The sequence below is a fragment of the Chloroflexia bacterium SDU3-3 genome (assembly GCA_009268125.1).
Taxonomy (GTDB): domain Bacteria; phylum Chloroflexota; class Chloroflexia; order Chloroflexales; family Roseiflexaceae; genus SDU3-3.
The window spans coordinates 419,625-432,616 of record WBOU01000006.1 but is presented as its reverse complement, the minus strand read 5'-3'; the positions used below and the strand labels follow the sequence as shown (position 1 = coordinate 432,616).

At 65.8% G+C, this 12,992-nt stretch carries 16 protein-coding genes; 9 read left to right on the top strand and 7 right to left on the bottom strand.

Annotated elements, in window-relative coordinates; all coding sequences use genetic code 11:
- Positions 1–355: 355 nt before the first annotated feature.
- A complete protein-coding gene (blaOXA, locus tag F8S13_12930; GenBank protein ID KAB8143133.1) occupies positions 356–1,261 on the bottom strand; it encodes a class D beta-lactamase in 906 nt (301 codons plus the stop codon).
- Positions 1,262–1,272: 11 nt separating this feature from the next.
- Positions 1,273–2,142 carry a LysR family transcriptional regulator gene (locus tag F8S13_12925; protein KAB8143132.1) on the bottom strand — a complete coding sequence of 290 codons (870 nt, stop codon included), beginning with the start codon at positions 2,140–2,142 and terminating at the stop codon, positions 1,273–1,275.
- Between the two features lie 103 nt (positions 2,143–2,245).
- On the opposite strand from F8S13_12925, the gene F8S13_12920 reads away from it, so the two are divergent.
- Positions 2,246–2,593, top strand: coding sequence for a cupin domain-containing protein (locus F8S13_12920; protein KAB8143131.1), 348 nt, complete (start codon positions 2,246–2,248; stop codon positions 2,591–2,593).
- Here F8S13_12920 and F8S13_12915 read toward each other — a convergent pair.
- Positions 2,590–3,279 carry an SIMPL domain-containing protein gene (locus F8S13_12915; GenBank protein KAB8143130.1) on the bottom strand — a complete coding sequence of 230 codons (690 nt, stop codon included), beginning with the start codon at positions 3,277–3,279 and terminating at the stop codon, positions 2,590–2,592. The genes F8S13_12920 and F8S13_12915 overlap by 4 nt on opposite strands.
- Before the next feature lie 190 nt (positions 3,280–3,469).
- On the opposite strand from F8S13_12915, the gene F8S13_12910 reads away from it, so the two are divergent.
- The 4 genes from F8S13_12910 (at position 3,470) to F8S13_12895 (ending at position 6,500) form a co-directional block, all read left to right on the top strand.
- On the top strand, positions 3,470–4,627 hold the full coding sequence (locus F8S13_12910; GenBank protein KAB8143129.1) for an MFS transporter: 1,158 nt from the start codon (positions 3,470–3,472) through the stop codon (positions 4,625–4,627).
- A 182-nt stretch (positions 4,628–4,809) separates the two neighbouring features.
- Positions 4,810–5,292 carry a hypothetical protein gene (locus tag F8S13_12905; GenBank protein ID KAB8143128.1) on the top strand — a complete coding sequence of 161 codons (483 nt, stop codon included), beginning with the start codon at positions 4,810–4,812 and terminating at the stop codon, positions 5,290–5,292.
- Positions 5,293–5,393: 101 nt separating this feature from the next.
- Positions 5,394–5,864, top strand: a complete 471-nt coding sequence (locus F8S13_12900) for a DinB family protein (GenBank protein ID KAB8143127.1) — start codon at positions 5,394–5,396, stop codon at positions 5,862–5,864.
- A 9-nt stretch (positions 5,865–5,873) separates the two neighbouring features.
- Positions 5,874–6,500 (top strand): hypothetical protein, encoded by a 627-nt coding sequence (locus F8S13_12895; GenBank protein KAB8143126.1) that lies wholly within the window; start codon positions 5,874–5,876, stop codon positions 6,498–6,500.
- Between the two features lie 8 nt (positions 6,501–6,508).
- Here F8S13_12895 and F8S13_12890 read toward each other — a convergent pair whose 3' ends face one another.
- Positions 6,509–7,354, bottom strand: a complete 846-nt coding sequence (locus tag F8S13_12890) for an SDR family NAD(P)-dependent oxidoreductase (protein KAB8143125.1) — start codon at positions 7,352–7,354, stop codon at positions 6,509–6,511.
- Positions 7,355–7,462: 108 nt separating this feature from the next.
- On the opposite strand from F8S13_12890, the gene F8S13_12885 reads away from it, so the two are divergent.
- Entirely contained in the window at positions 7,463–8,077 is a 615-nt protein-coding gene (locus F8S13_12885; protein KAB8143124.1) for a TetR/AcrR family transcriptional regulator, read from the top strand.
- Here the strand turns inward: F8S13_12885 and F8S13_12880 are convergent.
- The 3 genes from F8S13_12880 to F8S13_12870 form a co-directional block, all read right to left on the bottom strand.
- Positions 8,074–8,460 carry a glyoxalase gene (locus tag F8S13_12880; GenBank protein ID KAB8143123.1) on the bottom strand — a complete coding sequence of 129 codons (387 nt, stop codon included), beginning with the start codon at positions 8,458–8,460 and terminating at the stop codon, positions 8,074–8,076. The two genes, F8S13_12885 and F8S13_12880, sit on opposite strands and share 4 nt — an antisense overlap.
- Positions 8,461–8,569: 109 nt before the next feature.
- A complete protein-coding gene (locus F8S13_12875) occupies positions 8,570–9,169 on the bottom strand; it encodes a hypothetical protein (protein KAB8143122.1) in 600 nt (199 codons plus the stop codon).
- Between the two features lie 250 nt (positions 9,170–9,419).
- Positions 9,420–9,671: a hypothetical protein gene (locus F8S13_12870; protein KAB8143121.1), complete on the bottom strand. Its 252-nt coding sequence runs from the start codon at positions 9,669–9,671 to the stop codon at positions 9,420–9,422.
- Between the two features lie 1,079 nt (positions 9,672–10,750).
- Here F8S13_12870 and F8S13_12865 point away from each other — a divergent pair.
- The 3 genes from F8S13_12865 to F8S13_12855 all read left to right on the top strand — a co-directional run bounded on the left by F8S13_12865 (position 10,751) and on the right by F8S13_12855 (position 12,943).
- Positions 10,751–11,116 (top strand): CidA/LrgA family protein, encoded by a 366-nt coding sequence (locus F8S13_12865; protein KAB8143120.1) that lies wholly within the window; start codon positions 10,751–10,753, stop codon positions 11,114–11,116.
- Position 11,117: 1 nt separating this feature from the next.
- Positions 11,118–11,843, top strand: coding sequence for an LrgB family protein (locus F8S13_12860; protein ID KAB8143119.1), 726 nt, complete (start codon positions 11,118–11,120; stop codon positions 11,841–11,843).
- Between the two features lie 323 nt (positions 11,844–12,166).
- Positions 12,167–12,943 carry a 2,3-dihydro-2,3-dihydroxybenzoate dehydrogenase gene (locus tag F8S13_12855; GenBank protein KAB8143118.1) on the top strand — a complete coding sequence of 259 codons (777 nt, stop codon included), beginning with the start codon at positions 12,167–12,169 and terminating at the stop codon, positions 12,941–12,943.
- Positions 12,944–12,992: the final 49 nt, after the last annotated feature.

Sequence of the window (12,992 nt, the reverse complement as noted above, 5' to 3'; positions counted from 1 at the left end):
CCATGATGGTATGATAGCGGGGCGAGGGGGGCATAACGACTCCATAGGGTATGGTTTGGGTTGGCACGCAAAGCATACCCGTTTTGCGCGTTCTGTCCACCTCGCCACAAAAGTGACACCTGTTGAGGGCATGTCCCCTTGGAACCCGAATTTGAAGCGTTCCGACGCCCAATGCTGGCCGCTAGTGTTCGTGCATAGGGCCATCAAAACATCAGCGACACCTTCGCCGCATGGAAATGCTTGGATGGGAAGCCAGCTCTTCCCTGATCCCTCTTCCCTCTCCCTATCCGTTTCCTTTGCGCCTTCGTGGTATTCGTCCTCTTCCGAATCTTGGAGCCTTGGAGCCTTGGTGGTATTAGCTATTGTCTGGATCGGGCGAGGGCAGCAGTCCGAGGCGGTAGAGCAGCGCGAGCGCGGTGCTGCGGGCGCGCTCGGATGTGAGCGGCTCGGCTGCGGCGGGGTCTTCCATGTTCAGCGCGAAGATGTAGGTGCCGCCCTGGGTCTCTAGGTAGCCCACGAACCACGCCATGCGCTGATCGCCCCACACGGCGGTGCCGGTCTTGCCCGAGAGGGTGTAGTCGGCGGTCTGGCGCTGCCGCATGATCGACTTTACGATCTGGATCGAGCGCGTGGAGAAGGGCAGATCCTCGTCGTAGGGCCGCCGCAGGAACGCCACCTGCTCATCCGCCGAGATCCGCAGGTCGCCATCGAGCCAGAAGCGGTCGATCTTCCCGCCGATGTTCTGGTTGCCGTAGCCCGCCGCCTCGACATACTGCCGCATGCGCCGCTCGCCTATGCGCCGCGCCACCTCTTGGTAGTACCACACCACCGAGTTTTTGAAGGCCGACGCGAGGGTGTGATCCTGGTTCCAGTCCTGGTTGTGGTAGCGTGTGCCATCCCAGGTGATGATGGTGCTCTCGTCGGTGATCACGCCGGTCTCTAGGGCGATCAGCGAGTTGAGGATCTTGAAGGTGGACGCGGGCAGGAACTGCTGGGCGCTGCGCTGCGGGTTGTGGCGGGTGTAGCTGCCGTCGCGGGTGCTGTAGAGCGTGAATGCGCCATCTGCGCCTGCGAATGGGCTGGCAAGGTCGGGCGCGGGTGTGGGCGCGGGCGTTGGGGCTGTGGTAGGTACGGTCGTGGCCGTTGGGGCGGGCGTTGGGGCGGCGGGTATGGTCGTGGGGGCTGCGGCCTGCGGCTGGGTGCAGGCGGCGAGCGCCATGGCGATGATGCCGATGCGCAGGCGGGCGATGTATATCGACATAAGTGTACTTTCTACCACTGCGAGGCCGACTCGCGCAGGATGCTGGCTAGGCGGGCGACGGCGGGCGGCGGGCGATCCTCGGCCGTGCGCAGCGCCAGCGCGATGCGCGGCAGCGCGGGCAGGCCGCGCTCGCCGGGGGCCAGCGCGCGCACCCCGGCGGGCAGGCCCAGCCGCGTGCGCGCGGTGATGCCGATGCCCGCCGCCGTGGCCGCCCACAGGCCCGCGAGGCTGGGGCTGGTGAGCGCGGCCCGCCAGGCTAGGCCGTGGCTATCCAGCGCGGCGGTGGCCGCTGTGCGAAACTGGCAGGGTGTGTCGAACAGGGCCAGCGGCAGCGGCGCATCGCCCGGCGGCGGCGTGGCGCGCTCGCCCACGATCCAGGCCATGGGCAGCTCGCGCAGCACCTGGGCGGTATCGGGCGGCTGGCCCCACAGCAGGGCCAGGTCGAGCTGGCCAGCGGCCAGCCGCGCCGCCAGGTCGGCGTTGCGGGCCACGCGCACCTCTAGCCGCACGCCGCTGTGGGTGCGTCCGAAGCGGGCCAGCACCTCGGCCAGCAGCCCCTCGGCGAAGTCCTCCTGCACGCCTAGCCGCACGCCGCCGCGCAGATCTGCGCCGCGCAGGGCGTCCAGCGCCTCGTCGTTCAGGGCCAGCATGCGGCGGGCGTAGCCCAGCAGCGCCTCGCCCTGCGCGGTGAGCGCCAGGCCGCGCCCAGCGCGCTCGAACAGCGGCGCGCCCGCCTGCTGCTCCAGCCTGCGCAGGTGCCCGCTGAGGGTGGAGGGCGAGCGGGACAGGCGCTCGGCGGCCATGGCGAAGCTGCCCAGCTCCACCCCCATCACAAAGCTGCGCAGCGCCTCAAGGTCGAGGTTGGTGCGATGTCGCGGCATCGTTCGACTTTCTCAAAGGATCGCTTCGGATCTTGGCGATTGATGCGCGCAGAATACATGGCTAGACTGGGCGTGTCAACCGAGCATAGTGAGGAGATCGATCATGGAGAGCGATACAACGCAGCGTAGCGCCCGCCAGCACCTGCTGACGGCGGCCCTGGCCGAGGAGCGCGCGGTCGAGCGGGTGGAGGTGGTGGAGGTGACGCTCGCGCCGCGCCAGGCGGCGGGGCTGCACCTGCACCCCTGCCCGGTGGTGGGCTGTGTGCTGGCGGGCAGCATCCGCGTGCAGGTCGAGGGCCAGCCAGCCCAGGTGCTTGGCCCGGGCGACGCCTTCTACGAGCCTGCCGACACGCCGGTGCCCCACTTCGACAACCTTGGCGACGAGCCGGCGCGGTTTGTGGCCTGCTACCTGCTGGGCGCGGGCCAGCACGAGCTGATCCGCATGCTCTAGGCGGGCCGGATGCGGTAGACCACCTCGACCTCGGCGGTGATGCGCTTGGCGTGGGTCACATCCATGCCCAGATCTTCGGATGTGAGCGAGCGTGTGCGGGGAGCCTTCGCCATCGCCGCCTGGGGGTAGAAGGGCCGCCCCTCCTCGTGGTCGAGCAGCGACTCGGTGGCGGTGTGCACGCGGTCGAGCGCGCTGCCCAGGCTCTGGGCGATCAGCTCGGCCTTGGCGCGGGCGCGGGCTAGGCCCTGGCGCAGCAGGCCATCCTGCACCGCGTCGAGGTCGGCGTAGAGCCAGGTGGTGGCGATGATCTGGGCGTTTTTCTGCGCGGTGATCGCGCCCAGCACATTGGCTAGGTTGTCCAGCGGGGTGCGCACGCGCAGCTGGTAGTTGGCCGACGAGCTTTTGCCGATCACGCTGCTGGATGTCTCCGCCGTGACCGAGCGCAGCGTCACCGCCTGCTCGGGCAGACCCACGCGGGCCAGATCCTGCACCAGCTGGCGCACCTCCTGGGCCTTGGTGAGCGCCGCCCCGCCGGTGACGAGCGAGGAGCCGCGCACCGACACCAGCAGGTCGGCGCGGTCGGCGTAGACCTCCTCGCTGGCGCTGGCGCGGACGGTGATGGTGTCAATCGGATGTTCCATAGCTGCTCCTTTGCTGTGCGCTTGGCTGCGGTGGTATGGTACCATTTTTCTCGCTCGCTGGGCGAAACATTACCCCTGGATGCGCGTATCCATCTCTACAGAGCGATGTTTTTTTGTAGAAATGTGTGTAACGATGAATGCGCGTGCGTGGGCGATCTGGCTTGTGTGGCTTGCTACGGCGATTATTTGTGGGCTTATAGGTGGCGTGGTTGCCAGCATCGGATCCCCAGCGATCATGCTGGCGGGCCTTGCGCTGTTTCTTGCGCTGTGGGTTGTGGCCCCACATCTGGCCCTGCGTCTGGGCGGCGACCGCGCCCTGGTGTGGCTGGTGGCGCGCTATCTGTTTGAGTCTATGTGGGTGCTGCTCCTGCTTATGAGCATGGGCTACCGCGGACTCAGCCAGTTTCCATCGTTTGGCACTCCTCTCTTGCTGCTGTCGGGGGTGCTGTGTACCGTGCTGGTGAGCGCGCTGCTGGCGGGCGGCATACTGCACAGGCTCTGGCCGGTGCTGCGCGGGCGCTGGCGGCAGTGGATGCTGGCCATGGGCGGCGGCGTGGCGCTGAGCGTGCTGCTGGTGGTGGCGCTGGCCCGCCCTGGGTTCTACTGGGTCGCGATGCCCAGCGCGTTGCTGGCCGGGGCGATCTTCGGGCTGGGCTGGGGGCTGCTGCCGGGGGCCGTGCTGGGCCTTGCGATGCGTGATCTGCCCCAGCAGCAAGAGGCGGAGGCAGCCCAGACCGCCGAGCGCTACGCCCGCCCTCGCCAGGGCTGGCTGGCGGCGAGCGCCGCCGTGGCGCTGCTGGCCGGGGCCTGCGCGGGCGTGGCCGCCGAGCGCTGCCACTTCGTCGCGTGCCAGCCGCTCACGTGGCCCGAGCTGCGCGCCCTGGCCCAGCAGCAGGCCGCCAGCGCTGGCGCGGGCTACCAGGTCGAGTCGATCTCGGCATCCCCCAGCGCCCCCACCGCGATGACCGAGGATGGCCCCTACGATCTGGAGTTCACCATTTCGGCGCAAGATCCCCAAGAGTCAAAAGTAGCGCCTGGGATGTATGGCAACAAAATCTTTGAGATACAGGATCGCAGCCGCAGCATCCGCTGGTGGGGTGACGAGGGCGGCAGCTCGGATGCGCTGCCCGCCGATGCGGCAGCTCGGCTTCAGCGCGTGCAGTTCGGCCCGCGGGAGGTGATCGCTATCACGTGGCCCGAGGCGCAGCGCGAGATCCAGGCTTCCCAGATCACCAATATCCAAACGCTGCTGTATATCAACTCGTGGACAAAGCAGATGACCGGCGTGGATACGACGTGGTCGGTCTCCTACATCGGACGGGGCGTCTCTATCTCCTACCGCGTGGATGCCGAGACGGGGAAGATTGTCGAGACTAGGCGGACGGCGTATTAATTTTGGCGGTGTAGGATCCATATGGAACGACGCGCGCTTTTGCTGTGGCTGCTCGGCTGGGCTGTGCGCTAGGCAGCTCGCTGCTGGGCATTTTCTATCGACGTGTGGATGGCATGCGCTCGGTTGGCTATCTGGTGGTATTTGTGGCGCTGGGCGTTGGCCTACCCTAGCTTATGGTGCTGGTGCAGCGCAAGCTCTTCGGCCCCCGTTCACTTGCGACGCTGCAGCGATTTTTCAACGCCATCATCGCGGGGGCGCTGATACTGCCGGGCGCGCTGGCCTTCTCTATGCCCACAATCGTCGCCCTGCTGCGGTCATCGGCGCTGGGCCTGGGGCTGCTGGCCGGGCTGGGGCTGCTGGCCGGGCTTGCCGTGGGCGCTCAGATGTGGCGCTTGGTCGACCGCGCGGCGCTGCCGGGCTGGCTGGCCGCGCACGCCGCGTGCGGCGCGCTGACGCTGCCCATGGGCTTCGCCACGCTGTGGCTGCTGCCCGCCGGTGCGCCCGCGCTGCTGGCGTGTGGTGCGCTGCTAGGCGTAGGGCTGGGTGCGGTGCCTGGGGCCATGGCCACCACGCTGGCGGTCGCCCGTGCCGATGCTGCAGCGCCCACGCAGCTCAATGCCCGCCCGCGACCGAGCATCCGCCGTATGCTAGGTCCGAGAAGGTAGCAAATTCGTTCGTTTGATGGGTAGCGCGGCCTCACGATCTCTGGTACGATAGGCGCGCCGAGCAAATGTTTAATAGCGCCAAACGCCACCAGGAGGGAACGATGGCCGAGATGATGCAGACCAAATTCCTGACCGACACGCTGCAGATCGTGCTGGAGGAGACGTTTGAGAAGGTGACCGGCATCTACCTAGATCGCGGCACCTCGCTGGGCGAGACCCTGGCCGATGTGACGGCGGAGGAGGCCTCGCGCCCGATCTCATCGCGCTGTGCCAGCCTGGCCGCGCAGGTGCGCCATGTGTGCTACTACCTCGATGTGCTGTCCGAGTACACCCAGGGCCGCAAGCCGACCGATGTGGACTGGACGATCAGCTGGACGCAGACCACCGCCACAGCGGAGGAGTGGGACGCCCTGCGCGAGGATCTGCGCTCGGCCTACGCCCGCACCCGCGCCCTGTTCTCCCGCATATCGGACTGGAACGACGACGCGGTGGGCGGCGCGGTGGCCATGCTGGTGCACACCGCCTACCACCTGGGCGAGATCCGCCAGGCCATCGGGGTGCTGCGCGGCTAGGGAGTGGCTATGGAGACGCTCGATCTGCGGCGCATCCGCTGTGTGGTCTTCGACTTTGGCTTCACGCTCTCGTCCGACCACTACTTTCGCACGGGGCCGACTGGCTGCCCCGAGTGGCGCGAGGTGATCCAGCGCCATGTGTTTGGCAGCCAGCTGGTGGTCGAGGGCTGGATGCGCGGCGACCTGCGGCTGGCCGACATCGCCTTGATCGTTGGGCACCATGTCGATCTGCCCCAGCGCGAGATCGTGGCGGCCATGGAGCGCGGCTGCGTCGAGATCGGCTTCAACCCGGCGGTGTGGGGCTTCGCCTGCGCCCAGCGCGCCCAGGGCCGCCGCACGGCCCTGGTGACGGCGAACATGGACATCTTCACCAGTATTATTGTGCCCACCTTCCAGCTCGACCAGATCTTCGATGTGATCCTCAACACCGCCGACTACGGCCACCTGCGCAAGGAGCTGCTGTGGGACCGCGCCTTCGCCCAGCTGGGAGGGGGCATCGGCTACCGCAGCAGCCTGCTGATCGAGGATGGCGAGCGCGAGCCTGCCCTATTCCGCGAGCGCGGCGGCGTCGCCCACCAGTACGAGGGCGAGGCCGCGTTCCACCGCTGGCTTGGCGAGCTGGGCTGGGTGCCCTAGTTTCAGCATCAGGCCGCCACAAACTCGCGCTGGTAGATCTGCTGCATGCGCCGCAGCACCGCCTCGCCGTACTGCCCGAACCGCACCTGCTTCGCCTTCCCATTATCGATAAAAATGCCGACCTTGCCACGGTGCGGCCCGATGGCGGCCTCCAGGGTGCGCCGCGCGCCCTCCTCTGGCTCGACAAACAGCATGTTGCGCAGCAGCCGCAGCGGGAGGGGTATGCTCTTGCCCGCGCTCATCTTGGTGCGGTTGGGGCCGGGGCAGACGCTGCGGATGGCGATGCCCTCGGCCTGCAGCTCGGGGGCCAGCGCCTGCGTCCACAGCGACAGCGCCAGCTTGGATGCGCCGTATGGCCCGATGATCGGTCGATAGGTGGTGGGGTGCTCCATCAGGCCTAGGTCGAAGCGGCGCACGAACAGCTGGGCGTTGGATGAGGTGTTGATGATGGTCTTTAGCTCGCCTTTGTCCAGCAGCGGGCGCAGCTCGGTGGCGATGATGTAGGGCGCGACGGCGTTGGTCTCGAAGTGGCGCTCGTGGCCGCGCGGCGTGTGCTCGATCCCCGGCACCGCCACCCCGGCGTTGTTAAACAGGATGTCGATCTTCGCCTCGTGGGCCTGGATGTCGCGCAGGGCCTGCCGGAGCGCGTCAAAATCGGCAAAGTCCGCGCGGTAGATGCGCAGTCGCCCCTGCTCGCGGGCCTGGGTGATGGCGGCATCGTCTGCGGGGAATTCGGATCGGATCAGCGCGATCACATCCGCGCCCTCGGCCAGCAGCAGCCGCGTGAGCGCCAGCCCCACCCCCGAGTTCGCGCCGGTGACAAGGGTCGTTTTGCCCGCTAGTTTGCTCTCCATGGTCGCTCCTCTTGTGCTATTGATTTATTTTAACGATCACTATATAATATACAATACACGAGAACAGAGGTAATGTCAAATTTTTCTAGTGATCGCTATATAAATCAAATGGCAGAACAGAAACCACGCGGGCGACCGCGAACCTTCGACCGGCAGGCCGCGCTCGGCGCGGCCATGATACACTTTTGGGCGCACGGCTACGAGGGCACATCCATCTCCGACCTCACCGCCGCTATGGGCGTGACCGCACCGACGCTCTACGCCGCCTTTGGCTCGAAAGAGCAGCTCTACCGCGAGGCATTGCAGCAGTACTTCCAGCAGGGCATGGGCGGCTGGGCTGCCGCGCTACATGACGATACCCCCGCCTACAGCGTGCTTAAGGAGAGCATGCACATGATTGCCGAGCGATTCACCCACCCTGGTCGCCCGCGCGGCTGCATGGTCTCCACCGCATCGCTCTACTGCGCCGCCGAGAATGAGGCCGCCCGCCAGATCGCCGCCGACCTGCGCGATGTCTCGTTCCGCATGCTGCTGAGCAAACTTGAGCGGGCCAAGGCCACGGGTGAGCTGCCCGCCGAGGTGAACGTGGTGGTGCTGGCGCGCTTCTACAGCGCGGTGGTGGAGGGAATGTCGGTGCAGGCGGTGGATGGGGCTAGCACCGCCGAGCTACACGCACTGGTGGATGTGGCGCTGGCCGCATGGCCTGGGCAGCGGCCTAACTAGCCGCCGCGCTGCGTGAAGCCGTCGCCGTGCTGGATGAGCTCGATGCGGTTGCCGAAGGGGTCGCTGGCGTAGCAGCGGCGCACCCCGGCCACCGCTGTGTCGGGGGTGGTGGCCACGCCCGCCTCGGCCAGCCGACGCACCAGCGCCGCCAGATCGGCTACCAGGAAGGCGGGGTGGGCCTTGCGGGCCGCCGCGAACTCGGCCTCGACGCCCAGGTGCAGCTGCGCACCTGGCAGCGCGAACCAGCAGCCGCCGCGCCCGCGCAGCGCCTCGGGCTTGGCGATCTCGCGCAGGCCCAGCAGCTGGCCGTAGAAGGCGCGGGCGGCACCCTCGGCCCCGGCGGGCATGGCGATCTGGATGTGGTCTAGCCCGGTGATGGTCATCGCGCGCTCCGATCTGTTCTGTCACGGTTCCTGCACAGAAGCGTACCCAGATCGGAGCGCGCGCGCTAGCGGGATGTGGCTATGGGCGGCATAGGCCGCATCTATCGCCCTAGTACAGCGAGTAGGTGAACGAGCAGCTGACCGGCGTGGTGTACACGGTGGTCGCGCCGGTGTCGAGCAGGATGTAGGCGTGCACATTGGCCCCGCCCGCCACCGAGACCGCGCTGGCTGTCTGGTTGTACGAGTAGCTGTAGGCGTCGGTCATCGAGAGGCCGAGCGTGAAGCCGCTGAGGCCAGTGCGCAGGTTGGTGACCGCCTCGATCCAGCGGAACGAGCCGCTGTAGCCCACGTTGATGTCGGCGGTGGTGCTGAAGGTGGCCGCGCCCGCGTTCGCCGCGCACGAGCGGGTCACCAGGCCATAGCTGGTGGCGGCCACCGTGCCGCCGGGCTTGCGCGTGGCTGGCTCGGCGTAGCGCGTGTGGCTGCCGCGCGCCCCACGCGCCAGGCCCTTGGCCAGCGCCGCCAGCTGGGCGGGGCTGTGCACCCGCAGCGGGGTGATGCCGGGCGGCGCGGCCTGCACCACCTGCATGCCGTAGGAGTCGATCACCTCCTGGTAGCTGCCCTCGCCGCCCTCGGCGTATGCGCCCTGGAATGGCGCAAGAGCACACATCAGCGCCACAAGCATAAAGAACGTCTTCTTGAAACCCATGGTCTTCTCCCAATCCCTCGGTAGGTACAGCAAGAAACCCTTGCCGCGCTGATGGAATACATCAACAGTGATCAACAGGCAATTTTTTGGCATGGCGATAAAACACGGCATCAATCGTAAATATGCCGTATCGTACAAAATTCAGCGTAGAGAAGCAGCAGCGCACGCTGGCGCTTCTCTATGCCAGTAGGGTGAGCTATATGGTTTGCTGTAGTGCTAGTGGGTATCTGGGATGAAAGGGGTGGGAAAGCTAGCTGTTGGCCATATCCCTCGCCGATGGGTGTGTGAAAAGAAATGCCAGAGGGCCAAAGATTGGTACGAAGATGATCAAGAGCGACCAGAGCAGCATGGTGAAGCTTCCGGCCCTGCAGGCGCTCATGCGCTTGAAGGCCATGAGAATCAGCGCTATGATCGCAATCAGCAGCATAAGATTGACGATCTGCATCAGAAGAAGGGCTGATTCTGGGTTAAGGAGATTGAGGGGCGACAAGATATCCTCCATGCCAGGTTAGGTGATCTGGAATCTATCATAGAAAGATTTGTTTGTCAACGATTCTTTGTAATACGAAATAATATAGTAGCTCTTGTATTTCTGTGGATGCCAGCGGATGTGAGGGTGCCCGCCCTCACATGGTGTCACTTTTTCATCGATGCTGGGCTTCTTTCCCATGAGCGGTGGCGCGTGTTTGGTGGGTGGATGCCCTGCGTGGGCGGCGCCGAGGGACCAGCGCCTAGGAACCCCGCCAGGGGGTGTGACCCTCACATGGTGTCACTTTGTATGGTTTTCTGAGGCGTTGTTGACGAAACGGCGCGTTGCCGTTGATTTGGCCAGGGTATGCCTTCGTGGAATAGTGGGTGTGTTTAGATGGTGGTGTATGCCCTGTGCGGGCGGCACCAAGGGCTCCGCGCCCTTGGAACCCCGCCAGGGGCGATGCCCCTTGGAACCCCAATTTGCAGCGTTCCGATGCCGAATGCTGGCCGCTGATGTTCGTGCATATGGCCAGCAAAACATCAGCAGCACCTTCGCCGCATGGGAACGGTGGGAGGGTTCGTCCCGATCATGAGGTGGCACAATGTGCATGGTTTGTATGGCCCGCCATGCGGGTTTGCAGCATGTACCGCATCCAGAGGCCCCGCTCATGAAAGTGACACCTGCTGAGCGGCGTGACCCCCTTGGAACCTCCAATTTTGAGTGTTCCTGTGCTGCAAACTGGTGGCTGGTGTTTGGGCATATGACCATCAAAACACAAGCGGCACCTTCGCCGCATGGGTCGGCTGGGCGGGGCTGGCTTCTGGCCCTTTCTTGTGGTGCTTGGTGTCTTGGTGGTAAAAAACGTCGTGCCTTCGTGTCTTCGTGGTATGGGTTTTTTGTACTCTTTGGTGTCTTTGTGGTGAAAGCTCTCCTGTGTGTTGAGAGCGCAGCGGCCCGAGATGTGGCACCTGCGCGGGGCAGATCTGGTATAGTAGCAGCGACATCCTGTTGATCTATGGCGGGCGCAGCAAGCGCGTGCCATGGCTGTTTCTCGCGTCGTGGCGATATCAGTTCGCCACGGCGCGTGCTGTATCAGAAGGCGAAAATCAATGCTCAAATCGATCACGGCACTGCTTATTTTCCAGCTGCTCGGCGAAGTCATAAGCCGCACGCTCGGCCTGCCCATACCTGGCCCGGTCATCGGCATGCTGCTGCTGGTGGCGGCGCTGTTTGTGCGCGGCTCGGCCCCGGCCTCGCTCACCCGCGCGGCGGGCGGCCTCATCCAGAACCTCTCGCTGCTGTACGTGCCCGTGGGCGTGGGCATCATGGTGCAGTTCGGGCTGCTGCAGCGCGAGTGGCTGGCCATCCTGCTCACCCTGGTGGTCAGCACCGTGGTTACGATCGTGATCACCGCGCTGAGCATGCGTTTCCTGATGCGCTGGCTGACGCCGGGCGCGCTGGGCGAGGAGGCGTAGCATGAACGACCGCATGACCGGCGTGTGGGTCTATCTGGCCCAGGCCCCGCTGTTCTGGCTGACGGTGACGCTGCTGGTGTATCAGTTCGCCAGCTGGCTCTACGCCAGATCGCGCAGCTTCCCGCTCATCCACCCGGTGATCGCCTCGATCCTGATGCTGGTGGGCCTGCTGCTGCTGACCCACACCGAGTACAAGGCCTACTTCGACGGCGCGCAGTTCATCCACTTTCTGCTTGGCCCGGCCACGGTGGCGCTGGCCATACCGCTCTACGAGCAGCGCGCCATGCTGCGGCGGCTGATGCTGCCGATCGTGGGCGCGTTGCTGATCGGCTCGGCCTCGGCGATTGCGGTAGCGTGCCTGTGCGCGCGGCTGTTTGGCGCATCCAGCGTCACCGTGCTGTCGTTCGCGCCCAAGTCGGTGACGACGCCCATAGCCATGGGTGTGGCCGAGCAGATCGGTGGGCTGCCAGCCCTAACGGCGGTGTTCGTTATCCTCACCGGCATCATAGGCGGGGCGATCGCGAACGAGGTGCTGAACCTGATCGGCGTGAAGGAGCACCCGGTGCGCGGCTTTGCGATGGGGCTGGCCGCCCACGGCGTGGGCACGGCGCGGGCCTTCCAGATCCACGCCGAGATGGGCGCGTTCTCGGGCCTGGCCATGGGCCTGAACGGCGCGGTGACGGCGCTGATCGCGCCGATCATCATCCGGCTGCTGGGGCTTGGCTAGATCTGCCGATTTGTCTTTGCGCCGCCCTGTCTCCTGAACTGGATGCGGGGCGGCGTTTTTTATTTTTTGGGTTTCATATCCAAGAAGGCGGCGTGCTGGCATACATGGCATTGGAATGCCTCAGATCTTTGTTTTAAACACAAACAATTTAACTAGAAAAAACTTGACAAATAGTGGTTATTAGTATAGTCTAATACCGATTTGATGCAGATATTAACATAATGAATTTTTGCCCTATGTGCAGTACTCTATAGATACCGCAGAAATTTGCTGTGCCGAAGCATCCCAGGCGGGCGGCTATGGCGTAAGGAAGAGAACAGACCATGGGTTCTGAGCAGGTGGCGCTGGTGACGGGCGCGGCGCAGGGGATCGGGGCGGCGGTGGCCTGGGCCTTGGCCCGCGAGGGCATGGCCGTGGCCGCGCTCGACCGGCAGGCCGAGGGCGCGCAGGCCGTGGCCGCCGCGCTGCGCGCCGAGGGGCACCGCGCCCTGGCGCTGGCCGCCGACGTGGCCGACCGCCGCGCCGCCGAGGCCGCCGTGGCCGAGGCCGAGGCCGCGCTGGGGCCGATCGGCGTGCTGGCCAACGTGGCCGGGGTGCTGCGCATGGGCGCGGCGCTGGATGTGGACGAGGCCGACTGGCACGCGACCTTCGCGGTGAACACCAGCGGGGTGCTGTTCATGTCGCAGTCGGTGGGGCGGCGCATGCTGGCGCGCGGCGGCGGCTGCATCGTCACGGTTGGCTCGAACGCGGCCAGCGTGCCACGGGTGGGCATGGCCGCCTACGCCGCATCCAAGGCCGCCACGGCCATGCTGGTGAAGACCATGGGGCTGGAGCTGGCCGTACACGGCATCCGCTGCAATCTGGTGTCGCCTGGCTCGACCGACACGGCCATGCAGCGCCAGCTCTGGCGCGACGAGCGCGGGGCCGCCGCCACCATCGCGGGCGCGCCCGAGGCCTACCGCGTGGGCATCCCGCTGGGCCGGATCGCCGCGCCGGAGGATGTGGCCGAGGCGGTGGTGTTTCTGGCATCCGAGCGGGCGCGCCATATCACCATGCACGACCTGCGGGTGGATGGCGGGGCGACGTTGGGCTGCCTGTAGCCGCAGCCCGCGCTTTCTGCGGTATCCTTGGCCTGTACCTTGTCTGTAC

Bases quoted from the DNA above. Each gene is read 5' to 3' on its own strand.
- F8S13_12895 (KAB8143126.1), top strand. From the start codon at position 5,874: ATGGAGACGCTCGATCTGCGGCGCATCCGCTGTGTGGTCTTCGACTTT.
- F8S13_12855 (KAB8143118.1), top strand. From the start codon at position 12,167: ATGGGTTCTGAGCAGGTGGCGCTGGTGACGGGCGCGGCGCAGGGGATC.
- F8S13_12920 (KAB8143131.1), top strand. From the start codon at position 2,246: ATGGAGAGCGATACAACGCAGCGTAGCGCCCGCCAGCACCTGCTGACG.
- F8S13_12860 (KAB8143119.1), top strand. From the start codon at position 11,118: ATGAACGACCGCATGACCGGCGTGTGGGTCTATCTGGCCCAGGCCCCG.
- F8S13_12875 (KAB8143122.1), bottom strand. From the start codon at position 9,169: ATGGGTTTCAAGAAGACGTTCTTTATGCTTGTGGCGCTGATGTGTGCT.
- F8S13_12890 (KAB8143125.1), bottom strand. From the start codon at position 7,354: ATGGAGAGCAAACTAGCGGGCAAAACGACCCTTGTCACCGGCGCGAAC.
- F8S13_12880 (KAB8143123.1), bottom strand. From the start codon at position 8,460: ATGACCATCACCGGGCTAGACCACATCCAGATCGCCATGCCCGCCGGG.
- F8S13_12915 (KAB8143130.1), bottom strand. From the start codon at position 3,279: ATGGTACCATACCACCGCAGCCAAGCGCACAGCAAAGGAGCAGCTATG.
- F8S13_12900 (KAB8143127.1), top strand. From the start codon at position 5,394: ATGGCCGAGATGATGCAGACCAAATTCCTGACCGACACGCTGCAGATC.
- F8S13_12910 (KAB8143129.1), top strand. From the start codon at position 3,470: ATGCTGGCGGGCCTTGCGCTGTTTCTTGCGCTGTGGGTTGTGGCCCCA.
- blaOXA (KAB8143133.1), bottom strand. From the start codon at position 1,261: ATGTCGATATACATCGCCCGCCTGCGCATCGGCATCATCGCCATGGCG.
- F8S13_12870 (KAB8143121.1), bottom strand. From the start codon at position 9,671: ATGGAGGATATCTTGTCGCCCCTCAATCTCCTTAACCCAGAATCAGCC.
- F8S13_12865 (KAB8143120.1), top strand. From the start codon at position 10,751: ATGCTCAAATCGATCACGGCACTGCTTATTTTCCAGCTGCTCGGCGAA.
- F8S13_12885 (KAB8143124.1), top strand. From the start codon at position 7,463: ATGGCAGAACAGAAACCACGCGGGCGACCGCGAACCTTCGACCGGCAG.
- F8S13_12925 (KAB8143132.1), bottom strand. From the start codon at position 2,142: ATGCCGCGACATCGCACCAACCTCGACCTTGAGGCGCTGCGCAGCTTT.